This window comes from Niallia sp. HCP3S3_B10 (assembly GCF_052064465.1).
In the GTDB taxonomy this organism is placed as follows: Bacteria; Bacillota; Bacilli; order Bacillales; family Cytobacillaceae; genus Niallia; species Niallia hominis.
The window spans coordinates 1-10,380 of record NZ_JBQHVO010000096.1 but is presented as its reverse complement, the minus strand read 5'-3'; the positions used below and the strand labels follow the sequence as shown (position 1 = coordinate 10,380).

10 protein-coding genes, 1 pseudogene and 1 riboswitch are annotated in these 10,380 nt (G+C 34.2%); of the genes and pseudogenes, 3 read left to right on the top strand and 8 right to left on the bottom strand.

All coding sequences use genetic code 11. The features are described 5' to 3' along the window. Window positions 1-72 precede the first annotated feature (72 nt). Window positions 73-306 (top strand): annotated as a pseudogene (locus ACTNDN_RS23800) (helix-turn-helix transcriptional regulator); the annotation flags it as partial. An 89-nt stretch (window positions 307-395) separates the two neighbouring features. On the opposite strand, the gene brnQ reads toward ACTNDN_RS23800, so the two are convergent. After that, the gene (brnQ, locus tag ACTNDN_RS23795) at window positions 396-1,724 is read right to left on the bottom strand and encodes a branched-chain amino acid transport system II carrier protein (RefSeq protein WP_441132472.1); all 1,329 of its coding nucleotides are present in this window, start codon (window positions 1,722-1,724) and stop codon (window positions 396-398) included. Between the two features lie 115 nt (window positions 1,725-1,839). Beyond that, window positions 1,840-2,313 (bottom strand): GNAT family N-acetyltransferase, encoded by a 474-nt coding sequence (locus ACTNDN_RS23790; protein WP_109769224.1) that lies wholly within the window; start codon window positions 2,311-2,313, stop codon window positions 1,840-1,842. A 133-nt stretch (window positions 2,314-2,446) separates the two neighbouring features. Here ACTNDN_RS23790 and ACTNDN_RS23785 point away from each other — a divergent pair, with 133 nt between their 5' ends. Then, window positions 2,447-2,923, top strand: a complete 477-nt coding sequence (locus tag ACTNDN_RS23785; protein ID WP_109769223.1) for a DsrE/DsrF/DrsH-like family protein — start codon at window positions 2,447-2,449, stop codon at window positions 2,921-2,923. A 61-nt stretch (window positions 2,924-2,984) separates the two neighbouring features. Here ACTNDN_RS23785 and ACTNDN_RS23780 read toward each other — a convergent pair whose 3' ends face one another. The 3 genes from ACTNDN_RS23780 to ACTNDN_RS23770 all read right to left on the bottom strand — a co-directional run bounded on the left by ACTNDN_RS23780 (window position 2,985) and on the right by ACTNDN_RS23770 (window position 6,411). After that, the gene (locus tag ACTNDN_RS23780; RefSeq protein WP_109769222.1) at window positions 2,985-3,854 is read right to left on the bottom strand and encodes an aminoglycoside 6-adenylyltransferase; all 870 of its coding nucleotides are present in this window, start codon (window positions 3,852-3,854) and stop codon (window positions 2,985-2,987) included. Between the two features lie 120 nt (window positions 3,855-3,974). Continuing rightward, a complete protein-coding gene (locus ACTNDN_RS23775) occupies window positions 3,975-5,549 on the bottom strand; it encodes a hypothetical protein (RefSeq protein WP_251627913.1) in 1,575 nt (524 codons plus the stop codon). Window positions 5,550-5,721: 172 nt separating this feature from the next. Continuing rightward, entirely contained in the window at window positions 5,722-6,411 is a 690-nt protein-coding gene (locus tag ACTNDN_RS23770; protein WP_109769220.1) for a CPBP family intramembrane glutamic endopeptidase, read from the bottom strand. A 90-nt stretch (window positions 6,412-6,501) separates the two neighbouring features. Between ACTNDN_RS23770 and ACTNDN_RS23765 the strand changes: the two genes are divergently transcribed. After that, on the top strand, window positions 6,502-7,254 hold the full coding sequence (locus ACTNDN_RS23765; protein WP_251627915.1) for a MerR family transcriptional regulator: 753 nt from the start codon (window positions 6,502-6,504) through the stop codon (window positions 7,252-7,254). 39 nt (window positions 7,255-7,293) lie between these two features. Here ACTNDN_RS23765 and ACTNDN_RS23760 read toward each other — a convergent pair whose 3' ends face one another. The 3 genes from ACTNDN_RS23760 to ACTNDN_RS23750 form a co-directional block, all read right to left on the bottom strand. Next, window positions 7,294-8,628, bottom strand: coding sequence for a TrkH family potassium uptake protein (locus ACTNDN_RS23760; protein WP_251627917.1), 1,335 nt, complete (start codon window positions 8,626-8,628; stop codon window positions 7,294-7,296). 164 nt (window positions 8,629-8,792) lie between these two features. Then, a riboswitch (cyclic di-AMP (ydaO/yuaA leader) is annotated at window positions 8,793-8,946 on the bottom strand. A gap of 156 nt (window positions 8,947-9,102) precedes the next feature. After that, window positions 9,103-9,606 (bottom strand): hypothetical protein, encoded by a 504-nt coding sequence (locus tag ACTNDN_RS23755; protein WP_109769218.1) that lies wholly within the window; start codon window positions 9,604-9,606, stop codon window positions 9,103-9,105. Further along, on the bottom strand, window positions 9,599-10,075 hold the full coding sequence (locus ACTNDN_RS23750) for a hypothetical protein (protein ID WP_251627919.1): 477 nt from the start codon (window positions 10,073-10,075) through the stop codon (window positions 9,599-9,601). Before ACTNDN_RS23750 ends, ACTNDN_RS23755 begins: the two co-directional genes overlap by 8 nt. Window positions 10,076-10,380 lie beyond the last annotated feature (305 nt).

Here is a 10,380-nt window from a genome sequence, read left to right as displayed (position 1 = left end):
TTTTTCAAACTGAAAAACACGAACTTTTATGTATATTAACTATACAAAAGTTCGTGTTTATTATTAGTTGAAATGCTTTTGTCACAGCCTCAACTTTTTTTAAAGGATTCATTATCTAGGATAAGGAGCGAGCTTTTACATATGAAAATAAGTAGATTGTTTCAAATTGTCTATATCTTACTAGAAAGAAAATCGATAACAGCAAACGAATTAGCCGAGAAGTTTGAAGTTTCCGTTCGAACAATTTACCGCGATATTGAAACACTTACTGAATCAGGTATCCCTATCTATACGACGAAGGACAAATTTCAAATTTAGAAGCTGATTTAGAGTAAATAAAAAGACAGTTCTTTTGCTTCCCTAAAAAGGAAGAAAGAGAACTATCTTTCCTTGTCCTATTTACGAACCAAATACCCAATCAAAGCTCCAATAAATGCGGGTAAAACCCAGCCCAATCCTATTTCATAAAAGGGAAGAATATTTTCATACAAATTCCCAATTTGCTCAAAAAAGCCGAGCTTAGCTTCTGGAATGCTATCTATAAGTGCCTGATAACCATCCAGTATACTTACGAACAACGTTAAGACAATGGCCGTTAAATACACACTCTGCTTTCCTTTAAATAATGGCGAAAAAAGTGCAAGTAAGATAAGCACAATCGCTAAAGGATATAAAAACATAAGCACAGGCACAGCAAATTGAATAATTTTGTTTAAGCCTAGATTTGCAAATAAGAAAGAAACAACACATAGGATAAGCACAAAGGCTTTATAGCTAATCTTCGGGAACGCCTCATGAAAAAACTCACTGCAAGATGTAATTAATCCGATACTAGTTTTTAAACAGGCAAGTACAATAATAATTGCAAGCAGTATTCCACCGTAAGAACCAAAATAATGTTTTGCGACAGCGGCAAAGATAAGCCCGCCATTTTCAAAAGATCCCACAGCTTGTACACTTGAGGATCCCATATAGGTGATAAATCCATAAATAAGCATCATTAACAACATGGCAAAAATTCCTGATTTCCAAGTTGTTTTGGCAATACTTTTTACATCGCTAATCCCCTTCCCTTTGATTGCATTAATCACAACAATCCCAAAGGCAAGTGATGCAAGGGCATCCATTGTATTATAACCCTCTTTAAATCCAGTCATAAAAGCACTATTTATATAGGTTCCTTGTGGCTCTTGAAAGCTCCCCATTGGACGAACAAGACTTACAATAATTAATAAAAATAAAAACAATAAAAAAGCGGGCGTTAAATATCTTCCAATCACATCCATAATCTTTGCTGGATTTAATGAAAAATAGTAAACGAGCAAAAAGAAAAGAAAACTAAAAATAGCCAAAAAAAGCGGAATATATCCATTCTCTATATATGGCTCAATCCCAACTGCAAATGGAACTGTAGCTGTACGAGGAATCGCAAAAAATGGTCCAATTGTTAAGTAAAGAAAGAGAGAAAAGAGAAATCCGAATGCTGGGTGAACACGATCCGAAAGCTCGCGCACACCGTTACTTCCTGATAATCCAATTGCTAATATTCCGAGAAATGGCAGTCCAATAGCCGTAACCAGAAACCCCGCTAGTGCTAGCCAAAAGTTCGTACCAGCAAGCTGTCCGAGCTGGATAGGAAAAATTAAATTGCCTGCTCCAAAAAACATACCAAAAAGCATCGTACCAATCAGAGCATAGGTGGAAAAAGAAATTCTTGATTGCATGATCTAATACTCCTTTAAAAAATTCATATAATTTAGATAATACGTGAACATATAAACATATTCAACCACTTCTAAAAGATTTTCTAATAATAGTTCCTTTTTTTGGTCATTCTCTTCATTCCTTTCTTAAAACCTCTCCAGGCAAACCATCCATGTCTCCAATCCATTCAGAAGTAAACCCCAGCTTGATTAAGATTTTCTTCGATGCAATGTTAGTCGGATCAATAATTGCCTTTACGACCTTTACATTTGTTTGTTCTGCTAATGATAGTATGATTCCCGCGATTTTACTTCCATATCCTTTCCCCCATGCATCAGGTAAAAGCATATAGCCAAGTTCTGCCTCCTCCTTTTTCCGTTCATTTACAGTCAAATGACCAAGTCCAATAAACGCTTCCGCTTCTGGATGAAAAAAAGCATAAGAACCAAACACATTATATGTCTCATTGCGATATAGTAATTTCTGAAAATTTATTTTGGCCTCTTCTTCTGGTATTGCTCGCTCTGTAATAAGTGCCATCACACTTTTATCAGATACTAGCTGATAATATAATGGAAAATCATTTACTGTAAACTTTCGATAGAACATATTAGTTCTTCTCCTCCCGTATCTTTTATTTCCCTTTTCCCTCCATTAATTATGACAATCTAGTGAAGTCTGTATACCAAGCACCCTTTGTTAGGATGCTAAGAATATTCTAAAACAAAGAAGGGATAATTCAGTGGAAAAAAGATTAAATTTATTAATGTTTAGTGGCGAATATGATAAAGCGATGGCAGGCTTAATTCTTGCAAATAGTGCCCGTGATTTAAATATCGAAGTTACGATGTTTTTCACATTTTGGGGCCTTTTATTGCTTAGAGATCCAGAAAAAATCGATATGGAAGGTAAGTCTATTTATGAAAAAATGTTTGGCGTTCTTACCCCAGAAGACGTGGAAAAGCTCCCTTTATCAAGAATGAACTATGCTGGCATCGGTAAAAGGATGATGCAAGAGATGCTTGATGAAAAAGAGGCACCTCCACTAATAGCTTTCTTAAAAGGGGCTCGAAAAAAACAAATAAAGTTTCTTGCCTGTAAACTATCTGTAGATATTCTAGGATTCAAACAAGAAGAATTTTATCCAGAAGTAGAAATTGTTGATGCAAAGGTGTATTTGGAAGATGCCTTAAAGTCGGATATCCAGCTTTTTATTTAAAAAAAATACACACTTTTCTAAAAAGGCGGTCCATCTGCTTTGCAAATGACCGCCAAAAACTTTAATATATTTCCGTTGCATCAGGCTGTAACTTATAAACATGCCTTAAATGGCTTTTTACCTTATCCGTCTCTTCCAATGGATAACAAAAATCTAACTGTTTTCCAACTTCTAAAGCCACTCTCTCAAATAATGCCGTCATTGAAAATAATGCTCTCCAGACTTGGTCATACTCTCCATTAGGATAGGTCTCCAGCAGTTTCTCCCATGAATGCTCATCAAGATATTGCTTTAAGTACTTACTATTTTTGCCCACACTAAGCGAGAACTCTGTTTTGATGCCAACCTTCCATTCTAGCATTTTTAAAAGCATTGCTCTTACTATATTCATATGATCAATCGCATAGAGGATTTCTTGCCTCCATAATCCCTTAACCACATAAGTGGATACCCACCAGAATTCATTCACACAGTCAGCGAATTGTTCCGCTGTCGGCTTTTTTACCCAATATTCCTTATCTGTACTAGGCGGGACATGTGGAAAATTACCATCCTTATCTAATAAAACCAATGTAAGCCCATCCTCTTGGAAGTAGCTCTCCTTTTGCTCAATCGGAATAAGCGTTAAATCAATCCGGTTCCCATCTGCAAATAACATAAGATAAGAGAATCTTCCACCAAGCGTTGATGGGAATAGAGAAGAATCTTCTGGTGTTTGCATAATGATTCGTTCTCCAAAGATATCAACCCAATCAGGCTCATTCAAAAAAGATTTCATATTATCCACGATATACACAATATCAAAATCTTGAAAAGGATCTTTTGGTACATTGGGATTGGTTCTTGATCCATTCATACAAACAGCTCTCACTCTATGATTCCCATTAGCCACTTTCAGCACTAAATCTAGCATCTGCTTCTCTGTCCGCATTCTATTCCCTCCAATTATATGAAATCGGCTATTCCTCTATTTATAATTGGTGGTGCCCGAATCCAAATAAAATCTCGTTATATAAAGTGCTCTCCATCATTCATCTTCTTCCCACTTCATTTAATAAATAATATATGGTCCAAAAAATATCGTTAATAAAATAATATGTACACCAACAAAATAGATAATTCTTGGTGCCCCTATCCATTCATTCACATGTTTCGTTAACATAGATAAAAGATATGCGATAACGGCAAATAATAATAGATAGACATAAGGACTGCCTGAAAAGGTTAAATATCCCGGTGCACTTGATAATATATTAGGTACAAAGAAACGATCCTTAAATAGTACGGCGGCGACTAAATAAATACCGATTCCCGTATAAAAAATCCATGGTCGATCATAATCTACTTTTCTACTGAAAAACAAATACATAACTATTACAAATAGGATTGGCCATATTAACCAAATGAAAGAAAGAGCAAAAGCAAAAAAGGAAGTAGAAAGCATTCCAAATGTTTTTCCAAGCGCCTGCAGCCAATCTTCCGATGTATGTTTAATTTGCTTGTTTATCCCCGACAGGTCATTGGAAGAAACATAAACTTTATTGCCATCTCCATCAAGATCCATCCAAACAATTGTATTCTCATCTAACCATTGAGGAATAGTGGAAATCGCCGCTGTATTACTGCGCCGTTCCGTTTTGGTATCTCCCTCTTCTCCTATTTCAGATTCATAAATATTGAATCCACTCTTCTCATTATATTTCGTTTCCGTAAAACCATTCGCTTTAAATAAAAGACTCGGTTTTCCATCCCTATAAGTAAAGGCGACATCCGAAATTTCCGTTAATTTCCCGTTCTCTATTGCAGGATCCTGAAATGCTAACTCATACTGTACAGGCGGTTGGGTGCTTGCAATATCAATTTCTACAAAATAGTTAAAATACTCAGGTTTACCTTGTGTTAACTCCAGCTCTTCTTGAAGTAATAATGCTAGTTTCTGTTCCTCTAAAGTGAAGGAAATCCCATTTACTATCTTTCCAGGATCAACCTTTACCTTTGTTTCATATAAATGATTTATTTTTCCATCCTGCAGACGGTATAAAGTTAGCTCGACATTACTTTTTCCCTTGGTAAACAAGAGAATATGTATGCCCTCATCATTCTCTTCAATAGAAATCTTTTCCTTATCTAGATTAATCTCCATCAGTTTCGAAGATTTTTTTGTTTCAGGATTTAATAGAAATAGCGTATTTTCTTTTACATATAGAATAGACGAATCCAGCGGGTAGAATTTCTCTACATCAGCAACTAATTCCGTCTTATTTTGGTCATAAATATTTTTATAGTCAAAATAAATAAGCTGATCATTTCCTTGATAAATTTGTGTCCATTTATCTACCGGAATATCATATTCCTTCTCTTTTTCTATACGAAACTCCTTATTCATTGCTGCCGTATTTAATTTATTTTTCTGAAAAAAGGAGAACAAGTAATGGCCATCCTCTGTTTCTTTTATTGCTGGTAATTTATTTACCTCAGATTGGCCAACTAATAATCCTCTGCTCCAATCTGATTCCGGCTGTGCTGTCACTTTGGAAAAGTTTTGGACAAACAATAAAAACAGTCCTAATAAAATCAGCACACCTGGTATCATCCAATATAGATTTATTCGCATCCAGGTCTTCATCTTATTCCCCCATGTTGTTTCAAATGCACTCTCTTTGTTTTTCGAATATAACAATAATAGCATATTTTCTGACAAAATATGCTATTATTCTACTATTAAAATGTAATATCACAATTTGATACAATAAAATACAAAAAAATTCTATCCTAATTAGTGAATAGATCATTTAATATCAGAAAGACATCGTAGTCAAAATCACAGCAATGCCATTAAACAAACCATGAATAATAATCCCCGGCATAATAGACCCACTCTTTTCATAAGTCCAAGCCAATATAACTCCAGAAACAAAGTTTACTGGTAACGTGTTATAGGTTGGAATATGAACAATCATAAAAATCAAGGAACTTAATAATATGCCCAAGACTTTTCCCCACCTCAGCCGAAACCACTTGTATAAGAAACCACGATATAAAATCTCTTCATATATAGGCGATATTATTGCTGCAGAGATAAAAGCTATACTAAAAGTAAACCAAGTACTTTCATCCTTCAATGCTTCCGTTTTACTATTATCTATCCCTATTTTCATAACATCCATTATAAATAAAATGATAATGCTCATTACAAATAAGAGAAGAAATCCACCTACTATTACTTTCCAATCACTCCTCGGAAATGGCTTTAGCCCGATAGCTACCCACTTCAATTGTTTTGGTTTTAATACAATTAGATAAAGTCCACACATAAACACCACCGCCATTATTAATCCGGTCAATGTTCCTGCATACAAGTTATTTTGGAAGATATCTTGAAATATACGCTGTCCTATATTTTCAATAATAATTGGAACAGCCACAAGAATGAGCAAAAGTATCGCAAACAGTTCCTTATATCCCCAAATCAATTTTTCCTGCTTCATTTAATTATTCCTCCTATACAGTTGATATGTTACATTTAGCTTAAATGGTCACGTTACGTAACCTGCAAGCACTTATTAGGGGGCATTTTTATGAATTTTTATACAACAGGAGAAGTTTCCAAAAAACTATCTATTTCAATACGGACTCTACGATACTATGACGAAATTGGATTAGTTGTACCTTCTAAGAAGGAAGATAACGGAAAAAGATTATATAACGATAATGATGTTTTTTTACTTGAAAAAATTATTTTACTAAAGGCAGCCTCTATTTCTTTACATGATATAAAGCAGATAATCAACCATATCACGATTTTCGAAACAATCACCATTCATAAAGAACAACTAGAGAATCATCTCAAACAGCTTCAACAATCCCTTAATTATACGAACACATTACTTAATATTCTTAAATTAGAAGAAGAACTCGAATGGAAAGAGCTCATTCCTTTATTTACAAAAGAAAAAACAGAATTAAATAAGAAAGAAAAAATAATCAAGTTTATATTTAATAAAGAAGAACAGAGGTTACTTAATGAAAAGCTACCTAAATTAGAAAATGATCCTAAAGATATAACGAAATGGATTCACCTCATTAAACGAATAGAATATTGTTTAGAGGAACAAAAAGCACCCCATTCAAGGGATGCACAACTGATAGCTGAAGAAATACTGTTATTATCTTCAGAAACATTTAATGGGGAAAAAGAATTGGAAGAAAAATTCTGGGAGGTTCGTAAATCAGAAAAAATCTCATCCAGTCTAAATCTCTATCCTATCAGAAAGGAAATTATCGATTTTTTAGAAGAAGCTATTCTTATATTTGAAAAAGAAAAGCATTAAGGAGTGGGAGAGTTCTCTTCCCATAGATATGAACTCTCCTCACCCAGTTAAAATATCTTCTTTCGGATATCGAATTTTTGATTTATTTGGTTTTGCTAAAGAAAAGGCTAACGTTAACGGTCCTATTTTTCCAACGAACATAACAAAAACAATCACCATTTTCCCTATCGACGTTAATTCACCTGTTAATCCCATCGATAAGCCTGAGGTGCCAAAAGCAGAGACTACTTCAAACACAATTTCAAAGAATCTTGCATTATTCTCGGTTACATCCAAAATAAAAATAGCTACACATATCACAGAAAGACTTATTATTGTGATTGCCAATGATTTTACAACGGTTCTATCATCAATAGATCGGTTATAAACAACGATTTCGTCTTTATTTCGTAAGAAAGAGAGAACGGATAATACGATAGCAAGAAAGGTTGTTAGTTTAATACCTCCACCAGTAGAACCACTTCCTGCCCCTATAAACATAAGTAGAATCATTAAAAACAAGGTTGATTCATTTAAGGCTCCAATATCAATTGTATTAAAACCAGCCGTTCTTGGCACTACACCTTGAAAATAAGCAGCTTGGATTTTCCCAGACAAGGATAAATCTCCTAATGTTTGAGGATTATCATATTCAAAGCTGAATACAAGAAACACGGCAATAATATTAATGACAAATGTTCCAACTACCATCATCTTTGTATGCAGGGTAAGTTTTTTAAACTCCGATTTCTTCCACAAATCAAACACAACAGTGAAACCTATTCCCCCAATAATAAAGAGAAAAGAAATAATGATATTAACGACGGGGTCTGCTACATATCTAGTTAAATTGTCTGGCCAGATAGAAAATCCAGCATTATTAAAGGAAGAAATAGAGTGAAAAATTGCTGCATAACTCCCTTTTCCCCATCCCATTTCTGGAACCCACCTGATAGCTAGTAGAACTGCCGCAACAGTCTCAAGAATAATGGAAAATAAAAATAACTGCTTCGCTAATTTAATAATTCCGCCAATAGACGTTTGCCCTAAGGCTTGCTGGATAAGAAGACGTTCCTTAAATCCAATCTTTCTCCCTAAGGTCATAAAAATTAATACAGCAAACGTCATAATTCCTAATCCACCAAGCTGGATTAAACATAATATCACAATTTCTCCGAATAAGGTAAACGAAGCTCCGGTATCAATTACGGCTAAACCAGTAACTGTCATGGCAGAAGTAGACGTGAATAACGCATCTATCCATGAAATGTTTCCATTTGTAGCCAAAGGTACTTTTAAAAGGACTGTACCTAGTATTGTAAAAGCTAAAAATACGAAAATAAGAATCTGAGGTGGGCTTAATGCAATTATATCCTTTTTCTTAGGAATCCTCATTCTTTCCCCTTCTTCCATCCAACATAACGTCCTACAAAATGATTCTTTCATAGCTTGCGCGAAATTTTAGATTCCATCATTTTTCATTCTAAAATTCACACGCCAAAAAACCACAGAGGTATCCTACTGTGGTCCATGAATTACGCAATGAGCACAAGTTCGATTCACTCTTCTTACAACGCTTGCGAAGTTAGCAGTCGGATTCGGGTCTAAGAAATAACCCTACCTTTCATAAAAAGGACTCACCCCTAGTGATTACTCACAAAAGAATTGGGTCCTCCGCTCCTCCTACAATGGAGAATTCAGCGACATTACTTGAAATTTATTATTTTTTTGTATCTTACTCCTGTTAATAGAGGTTTGTAAAGGTCTATTTAGGTTAAAATTCAGGCAAAAACAAGAAGTAATATCTTCTTCTCATTCGCATTCTTTCTTTTTCTAATCAAGGCTATTATTTATACTTATCAAGGATAGCTAATATTGTTCCTCTCCATATTCTTGAATCATTCTATAAAAGATCACCCAAATGCTTATCACTAATAAATAAATAACAAAAGAATAATAGATGGTATATCCATGTTGGTAGTGGAAAATACCAATGATACCGCAAAGCCGCTCAACTCCAACACTTACAAGTGCCCAACCTAAAATATACAATATAATAAAATTAGGTTTGATGTTAAAGAGATCGTATAAATAAAAGAAAAGATAACTGATTGGCGCATACATCACATGGGATAAAAAATCCATAAGTTCAAAGGAAGAACTATCATTGATTATATAATAACGAACTGGCAATACACTTAAAGTATGATCAAACAAGAAACCAAAAAAAACGCCACACATGAGATACACACTGGTTGTCTTTTTGGGAAATCGTTTTGGAAGTATGAACACCACCAAAAATCCAACAAGGAGTGAAATGATAATACTCCACTCATTCGTATTAAAACTATTATCGTAGCGTATTTCATTCATTTTTTTTCATTTCTCCTTTATCTAGACCAATAAACCAGCGTGCTATCCACCATACTGATAGCATAAACACCCCATACATAAGAACAGAGTAATATTCGTTCCATTTAAGGAATGTAAGGATATCAGTTCTCAAATATATTCGGTCTTCTAATGATAAGCATAAAAGAATGGTTGCCGCAGCTCCCCATCGCCATTTTGCTTTCCAATTAGATTGAAGTACACATACAGACAAAAGAATTTGAAAGGGTATTACAATAAAACGACATATATACATGGCAAAAGAACCTTCCACACTTCGAGTAAGTGGCACCCATTGCAAATTAACATCAAGTATAGTAAACAAAGTAATCGTTGATATTCCGATTATAAAGTACAAAAAAACCATTTCAGTAAGTGTTAACCCTTTAGGAACAATCGCAAATACAATCAACACGAAACAAGCTAACAATGCTAGAATAGCGAGGGACATGATAATCATCCTTTAAATTGGCATATAACAGATAATATTCCCAAAAATTATAACGTTATTTATAAAATAAAGATTTCTCTAAGGAAATGGTTCTAAAGACTTTCTTTCCACAAGTGCATTTTGCTCCATATATAACATCTTAAGCAATCGAAAAAACCCTTCAAGCTTTAAAACTTGAAGGGTTTTTTTCCATAAAAATATGCCTATATTGATTGATTGAGTCAAGTTTTTGTGGGAGTTTTTTTAGCTCCCTTTTTATAAAATAAAACTTTTAATTTTGTATCCGCTTTCTAAACATTTTCTTT